Raw genomic sequence first — 14,167 nt, forward strand, 5'->3', positions numbered from 1 at the left:
TTTGAGTAATTATAGTAAATTAATTTTCGTCGCACTGTACTAAAGAAATATACCTGATTTCCTCTATTAGATATATGTATTATGTAAGTTCGTAAGTTAGCTTGAAACCAGTAGATTTTAAAGGTGATAAAAATGTTGAGAATATTAATATCAATTCTGATGTTTGTATTCTTATTCTTGTTCGTAACTTCTCCCTTTGCTGCCTTTGCTGGTTTAATGCTGATCTTGTTCATCGCAGGTGCTATCGTGTTATTAGGAAATATTTTCCAAGCGCTTCTGGGTACTGATGGGAATAGTTAGTAGAGAATTATTTCTTTTTGAGGCAGGAGACAGGATAGAAAATAAGATTTTTTATTTTTACAGCATATTTCAGGTAAATAAGGTATATGGGTCAATACGCTTGGGTTAAGCTCATTAGCAATTGATTTTTCAGTTATTCAAGAAGCCAGAAGAATTGGGGGATTCTCCCCCAAACCCCCGATTGGGTGACGGTTGCGTCCCCTAAACCCCCTCCAAAATTATTATTCGGTTTTTTGTTGAGTAACTAGTTTTTTAGTTTTGTTAGTAATTAATTTTCTATGGGTAGGAGCAAAGCAGTGCCTTATCCTGACAATTATCTGTACTTTAATTCTCTAGTTGTGTATCTTATTGAGTTGCAAAATGCTGTATATAAAAATCAGAAATTTGAGTGGATAAAGAACAGAGAAATAAAAATTTGGATAAAAAATAAATTCTCACAAAGATTGCGAAAAATATGTAGGCGCACAAAAATTTTGTGCCATCACGAATTATTTAATGTCTCGCGAACATAATTTAAATTGGCAAAAAATCCAAAATCTAAAATTGTTTGACAGATTCCTACCCTGCGGAAAGGCTGATAAAAATTTCTAAGCTTTCAATTATGATAATTACCCATTACCCATTACCCATTACCCATTACCCATTACCCATTACCCATTACCCATTACCCTTTAATCTCTCATTAATCCATCTAACAAAACAGCAATCATTTCATTAACAATAAATTCCTTTGGTGCAGCATTAGCAAATGTAGTGGCAAAAGGCAGACTTTCGATTACAGACAGAAAGAATCCTGCTAGTAATTGGGGACGTACATTGCGAATTTCACCCCGTTGTTGTGCTTGAGCAAATATTTGACAAATTGGGTCAAAAATGCATTCAGATGAGCAAGCAGATAACCTGGCAGTATTTTCTGCATCTAACAAAGGCATATCTGTATGTACCATGCTCAAAAAATGGATGGGAGGCTGAGAGATAAACCACGCACCAACTGCAGATAATTGCGATCGCAAATTATCCTCATTTTCACTGATGGTTTGCTGTAAACCCAAGCGATGGCGTTCAAACATTCGCTCGGTGACGGCTACAAAAAGTTGCTCTTTGCTGGGAAAATGATAGTACAAAGAAGCCTGACGGATACCGACTGCCTGAGCAATATCCCTCATTGTGACTGTATTGTAGCCTCGGGTGTGAAATAGGTGTTCTGCTTCATCAAGAATGCGTTCTCTTCCACTAGATGAGACTTGTTTTGGAGAGTTGCGATCGTCTGGCACTCCCAAACCTACCTAACGTTTAGTAGTCAACTTTTAAATATTATATTACACTGTCATCTAAAGGATGAAGTGTGAAGTATGAAAGCTGAAGTCAAGAGTTTTCTCAAGCATCAATGCATTAAATATGATTTTGGCATTTATTTTGTAAAATAATCAGCTGATTTTTGCATCCAAATTTCTAGATTGATCGTCTGTAGTAAAAATAGCCTGAACTAGCAAATGTGAGGGTAAATTATTGACAAAAACAACCTTAAGCCATGTATAGCAATCCTAAATGCAATATTTAGCTTTTGCATCAAGGTTTTTGCAAGTCAACACCCAAAACGAATATTTTTACACCTGCAATAGGATGGCTATAGTTTGTCCTTTCCTCACGAAATTAAGCTGCTGAGGATTAACACTGAAATGGGAAAAATACTCCATAAAAAAGGCTAGCTAATAGCCATGATTTCATGCCAGTAATTTATCATCAAGAGTTAATTCTGTAACCAAATGAGCCAATTATCGAATTTGCCAGAATCATCGCCTATTTCCCGCCGCACACTGCTCAAGTGGTTCGGTATTGGTGGTATCGCTGGAGTAACTGGATACTCTCGTTTCAGTAAGCCACAACCAACTGTTTTTCAAAGAGATACCCTAAAGTTACCAAGAATATTAAATCAACCAAAAACTGTAGTAGTAATTGGGGGTGGATTAGCAGGTTTAGCCTGTGCATACGAATTGAGTCAGAGGGGATTTATGGTGACACTTTTAGAAAAGTCCCCTCAACTCGGCGGCAAAATTGCTAGTTGGCAAATTGAGGCCGTTGGTGAAAAATTTATGATGGAACATGGTTTTCATGGCTTTTTTCCCCAGTACTATAACCTGAATGGTTTAGTGACAGAATTGGGGATTAAGGATCATTTTCAATCATTAAACTTTTATGCAGTAGTTTACCGCGATCGCAAATATCAACCCGAGGTATTTCGCCCCAGTCGTTCAGCCTTTCCTTGGAATATTATAGATTTAGCGATCGCATCTCCCAATCGTTTGCAGTGGGGGATTAATTTAGTTAATTTCAAACATTTACAAGTTTTTCAAGCGATTACGGGTTTTGAGCGAGAAAAGAATTACCAACGTTTTGATAATATATCTGTTGCGGAATGGGTAAAATCTGAATTTCCCCAAGGGTTATACGATTTATATTTTCTACCTTTTGCTAAATCGAGTTTAAATGCACCAGATTTAATGAGTGTGGGAGAATTGATGCAGTTCTTCCATTTTTATTTTTTTGGTAATCCAGAAGGGTTAGCTTTTAATGGTACTAAAGACGATATGGGAACTAGTTTAGTTCAACCTATCGCTAAGTCAATTATCAGCAACGGTGGTAAAATCATCACTGGTGCAAACGTGAGTGAAATTGCTGCTGTTGAAGAGAAGTTAAACTCTCTAAAATATTTTGTAGGTAGTAATAACAATAGCGTTCCTTTTTGGGTAAAGAAGAACTCAGTTGTTACTGATGAAAAAATCGAATATTTTGGTGCGGCTGATGAAGTATTTGCAGCAACCGTTGGGAGTAAAGAAGCGATTTCACTTACCTGTACCCATCAAGGTTGTACTGTGAAAAAAGCTGAGGATGGTAAATTCCATTGCCCTTGTCATGGTGCGGTATTTGCGGCTGATGGCAAAGTTTTAAAAGGGCCAGCGCAACGAGATTTATCTAAGTTTAAAATAGCGCAAAGGCAAGATACAGAATTACAACTAATAGCAGCTAATCAAACATCATCCTCCCCAGAGACAATTACCGCTGATTATTATGTCTTTGCGACTGATGTACCGGGAGTACAGCAACTATTTAAACGGATGAACGGGGATGTCGAGGAAAAAGTGCGATCGCAAGTGGCAAATTTAAGCATCGCCGATCCATTTGCAGTGTGTCGTTTTTGGTTTGATCGCGATTTTGAATGGGAACAAAGCAATTTTACTTCTCTATCTGGCTACCAGCTAACTGATAGCATTACCCTGTATCACCGCATTCAAGAACAATTTATTGACTGGGCACAGCGTACAGGTGGTAGTGTGGTAGAATTACACGCCTACTGCTATAAAGAAAAAGAATTTCCTACTCAAGAAGCATTGTTAACTACTTTTGAGCAGGAATTATACGAAATTGTCCCGGAATTAAAGCAAGCAAAAATTCTGCATCGAGAATTAGTTAATCAGCATAACTTTTCTGGATATCCACCTAATAGTTACGCAGAACGTCCCGAAACTAGCACCAGTGTTGCTAATTTAATTTTTGCTGGTGACTGGGTAAAAATGCCATTTCCTTGTGGATTGATGGAACGCGCTGTGAGTAGCGGTTTATTAGCAGCCAATGAGATTTTATCGCGTGAAGGGTTACAGAGGCGATCGCTTTTGTCTGTGAATCCAGAGGGGTTACTGCAAATTTAAGTTGATTTGTGAAAATTTGCGGTGTTTAGATTCCTGACTTCTGTGAGAAGTCGGGAATCTAAATTTTGCAGTCATGATTTATGACTATATCTAAATACAGTTAAGTTCAGAAAATTCATTAATCACAAAACCAAAAAGCTAGTTACTCAACAAAAAAACAGAATAATAATTTTGGAGGGGGTTTGGGGGACGCAACCGTCACCCAATCGGGGGTTTGGGGGAGAATCCCCCAATTGAGCTGGCTTTTTTAATAAGTGAAAAATCATATCTATTTAGCAGAATTTAACCCAATTACCCCAATAATTATCAACGCTATAGACATGAGTTTTATACTACTAGCAGATTCGCGGAAGAAAATAATACCAATCAGTGCAATTAATGTAGTTCCTAAACCAGCCCAAAAAGCATAAGCAACACTCACATCAATTTTTTGCAAACATAAAGTCATACAAGTAAAACAAAGCCCATAACATATAAAAATTGATACTGAAGGAACAATATTAGTAAATCCCTCGGACAACTTCATGCAAGTTGTACCTACAACTTCAAAAATTACTGCTCCAATCAAGTAAAACCAACTAATTGACATATTGATAATAAAGGCTGGGTGAGGCTGGATGATAAATAAGAGCCTTTTATTATCTCTACTAAAAAGATAAAAATCAATAAGTAAAAATATTGTGATTAATTATATAAAATCACCTGTATCAATATACTTGTAGCAATTAAATATCAAGTAGTATAGCGTAATCATTGACTGCTGTATGTATATTTTAAAAACTCAAGAGGAATACTATATATTTGCGGCTTCTTTAACCAAGATATAATTATTTAGGTTGTGCTATTTATCTGAAGGTGGAGATAAATAAGTATGAAAATCTCTCGTTTAGTCATTAGTTTAGCAAGTGCGATCGCCTTTTTAACCGCGACTGGTTACGGCTACGTGTTTATTTTAGGCGCGCCGCAATTAGATGCACCGAAAGCACAAGCAAATACAGGGTTGGAGTTTCAGCTAAAAAGCTTTAACTCCCAAGCAATGGGACAAGTCCGCAACTATGGGCTAATTTTACCGCCTGACTATCGCCAAAATACCCAAAAGCGTTATCCTGTTATCTTTTTATTACATGGTGGACATGATAACGAACGTGCTTTTGCGGATAAATATGCACTGTTAGACGTACTACATGAACTTTATCAAAGTAAAAAATTAGCCCCATCAATTGTAATTACACCTGATGGTAATGACAATCGTGGTTCTAGTCCTTTGTACGATCCAGATTATTTTGATGGCCCTAATGGCAAAATTGGTACTTTAATCGGTTCGGAATTAGTCAAAGTTGTCAAGTCAAATTATCGCACTTTAAATAATCCGCAATTTTGGGCGATGGGAGGTGTATCTTCTGGAGGATGGGGAGCATTTAATATCGGGTTACGCTATCTGAATAACTTCAATGTTTTGTTTAGCCATTGTGGTTATTTTACAGATAATAGCGGCCCCCAAAATAGCCCCGAACAAATTGTGCAAAAATTAGCTATTCCTGAGCAAAAGCGATTGCGAGTGTATCTTGATTCTGGACGTAGCGATGTGGAATTTTTAGCTTCCACTCAAGCTTTTCACAAGACTTTAGATAAATTAGGTGTTGCTAATGTATTCTATGCCTTTCCTGGCGGGCATGGTGTATCTGGTGAAGATTTTGGCTGGAACTATTTTCACAAACACCTAAAAGATTCGCTTTCGTATGTAGGGAAACAGTTTAATAATGCAAAATTTAAGAATAGTAAATAAAGAAATACTTTAACAAACAATTATAGGATTCATGTTTGAGTTTTAAAGCAACCTAAGTACGCTTTTATTTCTTCCCGGTTTCCTGTTCTCCTACTAAACAAATAATTTCTGAAATTAAGAGGTATTTATAAATCATGGATGGTGCGTTACGGCTAAATTTAATTGTCTCTGTGTGCCAAATCCTTTCATAGCCGTAACACACCCTACTGTTCTAAACACTTGAAATCCTGACAAAAGCCAAAGGACAAATGACAGCCTCAGCCATTTATCTTTAATTTTGCCGACCTACTTAACTCATCATCAATGAAAAATGACTTCTAAATTAAAAACCAAAATCGGACTGAGGATTGCAGCTTTTCTCACAGCTTTAGTCGGATTAGTCAACTTGGTTTCTGCTGTTACGCCAACATTACCTGAACGCAGTCATTGGTTAAAGCAATTATTACCCTTTGAAATTCGCGCTAGTGGACATATTTTTGCAGCTTTAACTGGGTTTGCATTATTAGCATTGGCAACAAATTTATTGCGGCGAAAACGTATCGCTTGGTTACTGACAATTGGTTTATTAGTAATTTCTATTATTAGTCATTTAGTCAAGGGTTGGGACTATGAAGAAAGTATACTTTCTGGTATATTATTGGTGCAATTAATCTCCATGCGCCATGTATTTACTGCTCAGTCAGACCGTCCTTCAATTGCACGGGGAGTTAGGGTATTATTAGGCGCTTTACTATTTACTTTGGCATACGGCACAATTGGATTTTACTTGCTGGATGGCAAATTTTCGGTGAATTTTGATTGGCAAGATGCAATATTTCAAACTCTCGCCATGTTTTTCACAGAAGATAATGCGGGATTGCAACCCAAAACTCGATTTGGCAATTTTTTTGCTGATTCAATTTATGTAATAGCAGCTTGTACGTTTATCTATGCATTAGTCATGCTATTACAACCAGTTTTTCTGCGTGATTCCGCAAGCCTAAACGAACGCCGTAAAGCTAAAGAAATTGTCGAAAAATATGGGCATTCTTCTTTAGCAGCTTACACCTTATTAAGTGATAAAAGTTATTATTTTAGTCCTTCAGGTCGCAGTATCATCGCCTATGTTCCCAAAGGTAGGGGTGCGATCGCATTGGGTGATCCCATTGGCCCCATAGAAGAACGTCAAGAGGTAATAGCCGCTTTTGGGGAGTTTTGTCAGCGTAATGATTGGTATCCCGCTTTTTACCAAACCTTACCCGATGATTTGGATATTTACATTTCCCTGGGTTTTCGGGTACTCAAGATTGGTGAAGAAGCGATAGTAGATCTGGAGACTTTTACTTTACAAGGTAAAGCTGGTCAAAAATTTCGCTCTGCAATTAATAAGTTGACAAAACTAGGATATGAAGTCAAGTTTTACCAACCACCAATTGCTGATGAATTATTACGTCAGCTAAAACCTGTAAGTGATGAATGGTTGAAGATGGTACAAGGTTCAGAAAAAAAGTTTTCTCTGGGTTGGTTTGACGAAGCCTATTTACGAGATTGTGTAATTGCTGTAGTTTACGAACCCCAAGGAAAAATTACTGCCTTTGCCAATATTGTGCCAGAGTATCAAAATAATGAAGTTACTTTGGATATGATGCGCCATCGTCCATCAATGGAAAATGGCACAATGGACTTTTTATTTAGTTCCATGCTCCAGTATTTTAAAGAGAAAAATTACGATAGTTTTAATTTTGCACTTTCTGCTTTAGCTGGTGTAGGTGAAACTCCAGAATCACGCCGTTTAGAGAAAGTATTAGGCTATCTCTACGAACATTTAAATCGCTTCTATAACTTCAAAGGTTTACACGCCTACAAAGAGAAGTTTCGTCCCCGTTGGGAACCACGTTATTTAGTTTATCCCAGTTTGAGAAGTTTACCCGATGTAGTTGTGGCATTAATTCGTGCCGATTCAGGCGATCGCCTTCTCGATTATTTCAAACCTGGTGCTTAATTTAATACAGTTCAGATAATAATTAACCGCCAATATACGCCGATAAATCCAATTTATATTATTATCATTTCTACTTCTATTTTCCCTCCTTACGCAAATATTTTCAGGAATCAAAGCTAATTTCTATATATCATTTAATTGGTGCATCAAACTTGGTTGTATCAAAAGCATATTTCTATAACTTTTGTGACCAAACTTAGAATATAAGCTCAATGAAAATTCATGAAAATTATTTACGTTAAGTTTTTGTGTGCATCTTAAGTAAACAGCAACTTCAATGAGAAAATTTGGACTTATCGTCTCAACAAATTTACTGAAGATATGGACGATCGCAAAAAAGCTCTCCAGTCTCTTGCTAATGCCCGTTGGCGAGTATCCCTGCTGCTGAGTGGAGCCATGATGGTGATTTATTTTGGCTTTATTCTGCTAATTGCCTTCAATAAACCATTATTAGGTTCATTAATCTTGCCAGGACTTAGTCTTGGCATTTTGCTAGGTGCATTAGTAATTGTCTGTGCATGGATATTGATTTTTCTTTATGTGCGCTGGGCGAATACTAAATACGACGATCGCATCGCTAATCTGACACGTAAGTAAGCGCCAATAACTCGTTCTCTATCAAAAAATCAAATTTGTAATCAAATATGGGCATCAATAGTTTGTGGTACAACTTCCCACTAGCTGTAGATAATCTTACCAATTTGGGGCACTTCAACCCGTTGGCGATCGCGTTTTTCATCTTGTTTGTGGCGACTTCCCTGGGTATTACCTATTGGGCGGCAAAGTTAACTAAAAGCACCGTCCACTTCTACACAGCCGGAGGTAATATCAGCGGTTTCCAAAATGGGCTAGCTTTAGCTGGTGACTTTATGAGTGCAGCTAGCTTTTTAGGAATTGCTGGGTTAGTCGCCCTCAATGGCTTTGACGGCTTAATTTATTCCATCGGCTTTTTGGTAGGCTGGCCGATTGTCATGTTCCTGATAGCCGAACCACTCAGAAATTTAGGTAAATATACTTTCGCTGATGTCGTTGCTTATCGCTTACAGCAAAAGCCTGTACGGATTGCAGCGGCAATTGGTACCTTAGCAGTCATCAGCTTTTATTTAATTGCCCAGATGGTAGGTGCAGGGGAACTAATTAAACTACTATTTGGCTTTGAATATGAATTAGCCGTAGTCATCGTTGGTGGCGTAATGATGGCTTATGTGATTTTTGGAGGGATGATTGCTACTACCTGGGTACAAATTATTAAAGCTGTTTTATTGTTAGGCGGAACAATATTGCTAGCGATTTTGGTACTAGCAAAATTTGGTTTTAATCCCCTGAATCTCTTCGCCGCCGCTGCTGATAAGTACTCTGGTGTATTAGCCCCAGGTAAGCAAGTTTCCGATCCCCTAGATGCGATTTCTTTGGGGATGTCGTTAATGTTTGGAACTGCGGGCTTACCCCACATTCTCATGCGATTCTATACAGTACCCGATGCGAAAGCAGCGCGGGTTTCTGTGACTTACGCCACGGCTTTTATTGGCTTTTTCTATCTCCTCACCTTTATTCTCGGCTTTGGGGCAATGGTACTAGTAGGTCAAGATGCCATCAAGCAAATTGGCACTGGTGGTAACATGGCTGCACCGATGTTAGCCGAATTTTTAGGCGGTGATGCCTTCTTAGGCTTTATTGCGGCTGTTTCCTTCGCCACAATTTTAGCGGTAGTTGCAGGTTTAACACTTTCTGGAGCAGCCGCATTGTCCCATGATTTGTGGGTAAATGTCGTGCGCGGCGGTCATGCTAACGAATCAGAACAGCTGAAAGTCGCTCGTGGTGCCACAATGCTGTTAGGTGCATTAGCCATATTGCTAGGTATTTTGTTTAAGGGACAAAACGTAGCTTACATGGTGGGTTTAGCATTTGCGATCGCAGCTAGCGCCAACTTCCCCGCCTTACTGTTATCAATGCTGTGGCGACGCTTCACTACTAACGGTGCTGTAGCCAGTATGTTAGTAGGAACCCTCTCTTCTTTAGTGCTGATTTATTTCTCTCCCACAATCCAAGTCACAATCCTCAAACACGCGACAGCACCTTTTCCCTTAAAAAATCCTGGCTTGGTGACTATTCCCCTAGCATTTATTGTGGGGATTGTCGTCTCCCTTCTCTATAGCGAACAAGAAGCAGAAGAAAGATTCGCAGAAGTAGAAAAGCGCATCGACCTTGGTTCCCAAAGTTGAAATGTTTGCTTAGAAATTCAGGGATTATTTATGAAGGGATGGGAAAAACTCTCATCCCTTTAGAATATTTGTCAATTAGCAACCAAAAGAATGCTCTCAGTTCCCATTTCGTAAATTTTTTTAGCAAACTCTTGTTTGCGATTCTTGAATAAACTACAAATCTATATATAGATAAAATACAATGCATATCATAGATTTATTCAATCATTGATGAAATATCACACCATTGATGAACTCCTGAGTAATAATCAGTCTTGGGTTGCAGAAAAACTAGCTCTAGACGCAAATTACTTTAACAAGCTGTCAAATGGGCAAAAACCTCCTTTTTTGTACTTAGGTTGTTCTGACAGTCGGTTACCCCTGACCAACTTTACCCGCACAGAACCCGGAGAGTTGTTTGTACATCGCAATATTGCTAATCAAGTTTCGCTCACAGATTTAAACTTCTTAGCGGTTTTAGAATATGCGATTTGCCATCTTCATGTGGAACACATTATTGTTTGCGGCCACTACGATTGCGGTGGGATTAAAGCTGCGTTAGAGGGAAGAACCACCGGCATTATTGATAACTGGGTAAATCCCATTCGGGAACTTTATCTGCAAAACCAAGAAGAGATAGACGCTTTACCAACCAGAGAAGCGCGTCTGAATTTTTTAGCAGAAATCAACGTCCTAGCTCAGGTAAAAAATCTCTACCACACTCCCATCTTGCGGAAAGCACTCCACGATCAAAACGCCCCTAGCATTCATGGTTGGGTACTAGACATCAAAACAGGGCTAATCAAAGACTTGCATGTCTCAACTTTACAATGGCAATTAACTTCATCTTCCTTGTTGTCTAAACTGCCTTTAGTTACTATGTCTGAGATGCATCCTACAGATGGGGTTGCGGGTTGTTGTTGCGAACAAGCCAGTGAGTTAGGTTTATCTACAGTTGAAAATTAGGTTGGAGATTGGGGACTGGGGAATAGGGATTGGGGATGAGGGGAAGCAGGGGAGAAATTTCCATTACCAATTACTAATTACCCATTACCAATGACCAATTAGCAATGACAAATAACAGTCAGATAACCTTGATATTTATTATCAAGTCTGAGTATCCCTGCTGATTTCCCACGATTTATCTACTGACAAATAGTCTAGTAACTATTGGCGATCGCTCGTCAAATTGTAGTAGAAAAACATGGTGGTAGCTTAAATGTGTGGTCTGAGTTAGGTCACGGAACTGAGTTCACAGTCCAAATTCCCATCAGTCTTCATTCTTGACTTTCAAAAATGAATGAAAATCGCTTCCTCTGGGTTCCAATCAGCACCTTGACAGAACTCATCCACCCAAGAAGAGACAGTAGTAGCATTACTAGGATGTGAAAGTTTGACTTTCTTGGGTATGGGTGGTAACTGCACCTTCAGAGATTTACCATTGCTAGGACGCTTGATAGTCACACCAAGAGATTGCAATGTTTTTTCATTGACAGATAAGTAGGTAGGCTGGAGTTGCGATCGCTCTGGTTGCTGTTCAGGTAAAATCTCATCTGTGGGTTTTTCAGCAACTAGCGTTGTAGCATTAGACTCTCCACTCACCGCCGTAGCCACTGCAACCGATGATTCCGGTTGGCGATCGCGAACTACGCTATTAGTTGTAAAAGATGGTACAGCAATGTTTGTGGGAGTGCGATCGCTCAGGAACGGTTCGGAATTGAATACTCTTGTAGGAGATTCAGAAGTTACTGCTAAATTCTCAGTAGCTAATAATACAGGCTGCAATTTATCCTGAATTTCTGCTAAAGGTTCAGCAGAAAATTGGTCAGCAACAATAGCATCCTCTTTATTAATTAAATCTAACTCTTTGTCAGGATTGAAGTTCAAACCCAATGCCCTAATTATTTCATCAGGGTTATTATTGAGTTCCATAATAAAATCAAGTATCTGATCAAACTCTGGTTCTAAAACCGATAGAGTAGCCAACATAAAACCCGATGAAGGTCGGCGCAGACCATCATAAGTAGCCCAAATCCGCATTTTTACTAACCAGGGCCGGTTTTGTTGATAGTAACTCAGCCACTTCATTTTTAACGATTGACGTAGCTGCTGAATGTTCATTGGCTTCCTCACTTAAGTCAACAAAGAGTGCAGACTTGATATTTTTAAAACAGATTTATACCTGGGGATGAAACCGATAATAAAGCATCTGCTGGACTCTTTGATCACCAATTAAATGTTGTTCTACCAATAGAGGTACTTCGCTTGGTTGAACTCGGCTATACCAAACCATCTCAGGTAATACCAGTACCATCGGCCCGCTACCACATTGTCCCAAACAGCTGCTACGTGTAACGACAACACCGGGAACGGGTAAAGCAGCAAAAGCCGCTAACACATCTGCTGCACCTTGTTTTTTACAGGTGCGGTTTTGACACACCCGCACGCATTTTGGCACAGCAACAGGATCTATTGTCGGGAACTGTGGGTGAGTAGTATTTGACATGGAAATTGGGGACTGGGGATTAGGGATTGGGAAGATAATTAATTATTTTTGACTCTTGTACAGACGCGATGAATCGCATCTCTCCAACAGACGCGATTCATCGCGTCTCTACAATTTTTAACTAATCTACGGAAAGTCCTTTAGAGGCCAGCCATTCGCGGTTGAATATGCGGGACTGATAGCGGGAACCACTGTCACAGAGAATGGTAACGATGGTGTGTCCTGGGCCTAACTGCTTGGCTAATGCAACAGCCGCAGCCACATTAATCCCTGTGGAACCACCCATTAACAAACCATCTTTTCTCAGCAATTGGTAAACTACTCGCAAAGCTTCTGGGTCATCTATCTGGATTGCATCGTCTGCGGGTGCGCCTTCCATATTAGCTGTGATGCGACTGTTACCAATCCCTTCAGTGATGGAATTACCTTCCATCTTGATTTCACCTGTTTTAATGTAGCTGTAAAGTCCGCTACCAAGGGGGTCAGCAACAACACATTTAATTGCAGGATTCTTTTCTTTTAGGTAAAGTGCGACACCAGCAAATGTCCCACCAGTACCAGTTGCAGCTACCCAACCATCAATTTTCCCGTCTGTTTGTGCCCAAATTTCTGGGCCTGTGGTTTCATAATGGGAATTGCGGTTAGCTAAATTATCAAACTGATTTGCCCAAATCGCATTGTCTAACTCCGCCGCAATTCTGCCAGATAGCTTAACGTAGTTGTTGGGGTCTTTGTAAGGAACAGCGGGAACCGGACGAACTTCTGCACCTAGTGTTGTGAGTGCGTCTATCTTTTCTTGGGACTGGGTATCAGGAATAATAATTAGGCATTTGTAACCTTTGGCATTGCAAATATGCGCCAAACCAATGCCAGTATTACCAGCTGTACCTTCAACTACTGTACCACCAGGCTTGAGTAAACCTTTCTTTTCTGCGTCTTCAATAATATACAGTGCAGCCCGGTCTTTAACGGAACCACCAGGATTGAGAAATTCGGCTTTAGCTAAAATTTCGCACCCTGTTTCTTCACTAAAGCTATTGAGGCGAATCAGAGGTGTGTTACCAACTGTGCCTACGAAGCCATGTTTGATATCCATATTTAAGCGTACCTAAATTATTTTCTATAAAAATTTTGGCGTATACTGGCGGCAGTATTTATAGTTTTTTTAAGCCTTCCATATCTAATTTTAGCTTGCAATCCTATTTGAAACTTTTCCCAATCCCCAATCCCCAGTCCCTAGTCCCCAATCCCCAATCCCCAGCAAAGTAGCGATTATACCGAGGCTTTATAAATTTTAGTAAAATAAAATACATCTATGTGACATGATTACTTAAATCATGTCATTGTCCTAGACGGAGTGGACAGTAATGGAAAGCGATCGCAATCAAGAACTGGAACAGCGCGAACGTGAACTTCGACAACGAGAAGTAGAATTAAGACTCCGGGAAATGGAAGCAGAAATTAATCCACCTGTTTATAAAACTGTTAAGCATCAGCCGGAAAAGCTATCTCAGCCGTTGTTGAAAAATATCATGCTGGGTGCAAAGTTGTTTGCTGTTGCTGTAGCGGTGCTGGTGGCGGTGAGAATCGCCGCAGCTTTGGCGGGGATGATTATGTTCGCTGCGCTGGTGTGGCTAGTTTACAAGCTGTTTCTGGAATCTTCTAAAAATAAACCTTAATTAGGGT

The 14,167-nt window shown here is 39.4% G+C and carries 12 protein-coding genes and 1 pseudogene; 8 read left to right on the top strand and 5 right to left on the bottom strand.

The features are described 5' to 3' along the window. Nucleotides 1-971 precede the first annotated feature (971 nt). On the bottom strand, nt 972-1,574 hold the full coding sequence (locus tag AACU25_RS15960) for a TetR/AcrR family transcriptional regulator (protein ID WP_096577179.1): 603 nt from the start codon (nt 1,572-1,574) through the stop codon (nt 972-974). Between the two features lie 492 nt (nt 1,575-2,066). On the opposite strand from AACU25_RS15960, the gene AACU25_RS15965 reads away from it, so the two are divergent. Further along, nucleotides 2,067-4,007 carry an FAD-dependent oxidoreductase gene (locus AACU25_RS15965; RefSeq protein WP_096577181.1) on the top strand — a complete coding sequence of 647 codons (1,941 nt, stop codon included), beginning with the start codon at nt 2,067-2,069 and terminating at the stop codon, nt 4,005-4,007. A 268-nt stretch (nt 4,008-4,275) separates the two neighbouring features. Here AACU25_RS15965 and AACU25_RS15970 read toward each other — a convergent pair whose 3' ends face one another. After that, nucleotides 4,276-4,596 carry a DMT family transporter gene (locus AACU25_RS15970; RefSeq protein WP_096577183.1) on the bottom strand — a complete coding sequence of 107 codons (321 nt, stop codon included), beginning with the start codon at nt 4,594-4,596 and terminating at the stop codon, nt 4,276-4,278. A 282-nt stretch (nt 4,597-4,878) separates the two neighbouring features. Here AACU25_RS15970 and AACU25_RS15975 point away from each other — a divergent pair, with 282 nt between their 5' ends. The 6 genes and pseudogenes from AACU25_RS15975 to AACU25_RS36955 form a co-directional block, all read left to right on the top strand. Beyond that, complete coding sequence (locus tag AACU25_RS15975; RefSeq protein WP_096577184.1) at nt 4,879-5,793, top strand: alpha/beta hydrolase; 915 nt, start codon at nt 4,879-4,881, stop codon at nt 5,791-5,793. A gap of 310 nt (nt 5,794-6,103) precedes the next feature. Then, nucleotides 6,104-7,774: a phosphatidylglycerol lysyltransferase domain-containing protein gene (locus tag AACU25_RS15980; RefSeq protein WP_096577186.1), complete on the top strand. Its 1,671-nt coding sequence runs from the start codon at nt 6,104-6,106 to the stop codon at nt 7,772-7,774. A 321-nt stretch (nt 7,775-8,095) separates the two neighbouring features. After that, on the top strand, nt 8,096-8,371 hold the full coding sequence (locus AACU25_RS15985; RefSeq protein ID WP_045870937.1) for a DUF485 domain-containing protein: 276 nt from the start codon (nt 8,096-8,098) through the stop codon (nt 8,369-8,371). A gap of 47 nt (nt 8,372-8,418) precedes the next feature. After that, the gene (locus tag AACU25_RS15990) at nt 8,419-9,996 is read left to right on the top strand and encodes a sodium:solute symporter family transporter (RefSeq protein WP_096577188.1); all 1,578 of its coding nucleotides are present in this window, start codon (nt 8,419-8,421) and stop codon (nt 9,994-9,996) included. A gap of 210 nt (nt 9,997-10,206) precedes the next feature. Further along, entirely contained in the window at nt 10,207-10,941 is a 735-nt protein-coding gene (locus AACU25_RS15995; RefSeq protein ID WP_096577190.1) for a carbonic anhydrase, read from the top strand. Nucleotides 10,942-11,145: 204 nt separating this feature from the next. Then, nucleotides 11,146-11,262 (top strand): annotated as a pseudogene (locus tag AACU25_RS36955) (ATP-binding protein); the annotation flags it as partial. A 3-nt stretch (nt 11,263-11,265) separates the two neighbouring features. Here the strand turns inward: AACU25_RS36955 and AACU25_RS16000 are convergent. The 3 genes from AACU25_RS16000 to AACU25_RS16010 form a co-directional block, all read right to left on the bottom strand. Further along, a complete protein-coding gene (locus AACU25_RS16000) occupies nt 11,266-12,096 on the bottom strand; it encodes a DUF5331 domain-containing protein (RefSeq protein WP_096577192.1) in 831 nt (276 codons plus the stop codon). Nucleotides 12,097-12,151: 55 nt separating this feature from the next. Then, entirely contained in the window at nt 12,152-12,481 is a 330-nt protein-coding gene (locus tag AACU25_RS16005) for a (2Fe-2S) ferredoxin domain-containing protein (RefSeq protein WP_096577194.1), read from the bottom strand. A gap of 121 nt (nt 12,482-12,602) precedes the next feature. Further along, nucleotides 12,603-13,577 (bottom strand): cysteine synthase A, encoded by a 975-nt coding sequence (locus tag AACU25_RS16010; protein ID WP_096577196.1) that lies wholly within the window; start codon nt 13,575-13,577, stop codon nt 12,603-12,605. A 271-nt stretch (nt 13,578-13,848) separates the two neighbouring features. Between AACU25_RS16010 and AACU25_RS16015 the strand changes: the two genes are divergently transcribed. Then, the gene (locus AACU25_RS16015; RefSeq protein WP_096577198.1) at nt 13,849-14,160 is read left to right on the top strand and encodes a hypothetical protein; all 312 of its coding nucleotides are present in this window, start codon (nt 13,849-13,851) and stop codon (nt 14,158-14,160) included. The last annotated feature ends 7 nt before the right edge of the window (nt 14,161-14,167 follow it).

The sequence above is a fragment of the Tolypothrix tenuis PCC 7101 genome, from assembly GCF_963874875.1.
Lineage (GTDB): Bacteria > Cyanobacteriota > Cyanobacteriia > Cyanobacteriales > Nostocaceae > Aulosira > Aulosira tenue.

Bases quoted from the DNA above. Each gene is read 5' to 3' on its own strand.
- AACU25_RS15970 (WP_096577183.1), bottom strand. From the start codon at position 4,596: ATGTCAATTAGTTGGTTTTACTTGATTGGAGCAGTAATTTTTGAAGTT.
- AACU25_RS15975 (WP_096577184.1), top strand. From the start codon at position 4,879: ATGAAAATCTCTCGTTTAGTCATTAGTTTAGCAAGTGCGATCGCCTTT.
- AACU25_RS15980 (WP_096577186.1), top strand. From the start codon at position 6,104: ATGACTTCTAAATTAAAAACCAAAATCGGACTGAGGATTGCAGCTTTT.
- AACU25_RS15990 (WP_096577188.1), top strand. From the start codon at position 8,419: ATGGGCATCAATAGTTTGTGGTACAACTTCCCACTAGCTGTAGATAAT.
- AACU25_RS15995 (WP_096577190.1), top strand. From the start codon at position 10,207: ATGAAATATCACACCATTGATGAACTCCTGAGTAATAATCAGTCTTGG.
- AACU25_RS15965 (WP_096577181.1), top strand. From the start codon at position 2,067: ATGAGCCAATTATCGAATTTGCCAGAATCATCGCCTATTTCCCGCCGC.
- AACU25_RS16015 (WP_096577198.1), top strand. From the start codon at position 13,849: ATGGAAAGCGATCGCAATCAAGAACTGGAACAGCGCGAACGTGAACTT.
- AACU25_RS16010 (WP_096577196.1), bottom strand. From the start codon at position 13,577: ATGGATATCAAACATGGCTTCGTAGGCACAGTTGGTAACACACCTCTG.
- AACU25_RS15985 (WP_045870937.1), top strand. From the start codon at position 8,096: ATGGACGATCGCAAAAAAGCTCTCCAGTCTCTTGCTAATGCCCGTTGG.
- AACU25_RS16005 (WP_096577194.1), bottom strand. From the start codon at position 12,481: ATGTCAAATACTACTCACCCACAGTTCCCGACAATAGATCCTGTTGCT.
- AACU25_RS16000 (WP_096577192.1), bottom strand. From the start codon at position 12,096: ATGAACATTCAGCAGCTACGTCAATCGTTAAAAATGAAGTGGCTGAGT.